The following is a 1193-nucleotide window of genomic DNA, read 5'->3' on the forward strand; positions in this document are numbered from 1 at the left end:
TTTCCAATGTCTACTGCATTTTACATCCCTACAATCAACTTCATGGGTACTGGCTGTTTGAAAGATGCTGCTGATAGCATTCAGTCTCAAGGCTTCAAAAAAGGTCTGATCGTAACGGATAAGATCCTTAACCAAATTGGCGTGGTTAAACAGGTACAAGACCTACTTAGCCAACGTGGCGTAGACGCAGTTGTATTCGACGGTACTCAACCAAACCCAACCATCACTAACGTGAACGATGGTCTTGAGTTACTAACTGACAACGATTGTGATTTCGTTGTTTCACTAGGTGGCGGTTCGCCACATGACTGTGCAAAAGGTATCGCTCTGGTTGCCTCTAATGGCGGCAAGATTGCAGATTACGAAGGCGTAGACCAGTCTGAAAAGCCAATGATGCCTCTAATTGCTATCAACACAACAGCAGGTACAGCTTCTGAAATGACGCGTTTCTGCATCATTACTGACGAAGCTCGTCACATTAAGATGGCTATCGTTGATAAGCACACAACACCGCTTATCTCAGTAAACGATCCTGAGTTGATGCTTGCTAAACCTGCATCACTAACGGCAGCAACAGGCATGGATGCGTTGACACACGCAATCGAAGCTTACGTTTCAATCGCAGCAACGCCAATCACAGACGCAGTTGCGATTAAAGCAATCGAACTTGTGCAAGCACATCTAAGAACAGCAGTAGCGCACGGTGAAGACATTGAAGCTCGCGAGCAAATGGCTTACGCACAGTTCATGGCGGGGATGGCATTCAACAACGCTTCTCTTGGCTATGTTCATGCAATGGCGCACCAACTGGGTGGTTTCTACGACCTTCCACACGGTGTATGTAACGCTATCTTGCTACCACACGTTCAACGTTACAACGCGCAAGTTTGTCCAGAGCGTCTACGTGATGTTGCAAAAGCGATGGGTGTGAATGTTGAAGGTATGACAGCAGAACAAGGCGCAGAAGCAGCTATCAACGCGATTGTTCAACTAGCAAATGACGTGAACATCCCAACAGGTATCGCTCAACTTGGTGCTAAATTGGAAGACATCCCGACTCTGTCTGACAACGCACTAAAAGATGCTTGTGGTTTCACTAACCCTAAACAAGCGACTCACGAAGAAATCTCAGCGATCTTCGAAGCGGCAATGTAATCTAGCGACAAGTTATTCGAGCTAGAAACACGCGGCTC

The 1193-nt window shown here is 46.7% G+C and carries 1 protein-coding gene; it reads left to right on the forward strand.

All coding sequences use genetic code 11. The features are described 5' to 3' along the window. Nucleotides 1-6 precede the first annotated feature (6 nt). Nucleotides 7-1155: an L-threonine dehydrogenase gene (gene yiaY, locus AB4496_RS04395; protein WP_009845589.1), complete on the forward strand. Its 1149-nt coding sequence runs from the start codon at nucleotides 7-9 to the stop codon at nucleotides 1153-1155. The last annotated feature ends 38 nt before the right edge of the window (nucleotides 1156-1193 follow it).

Origin of the sequence: Vibrio sp. 10N.222.46.A1 (assembly GCF_041473595.1) — a bacterium.
GTDB lineage: Bacteria > Pseudomonadota > Gammaproteobacteria > Enterobacterales > Vibrionaceae > Vibrio > Vibrio tasmaniensis_A.

Coding starts and splice junctions, on each gene's coding strand:
- yiaY (WP_009845589.1), top strand. CDS start 7: ATGTCTACTGCATTTTACATCCCTACAATCAACTTCATGGGTACTGGC.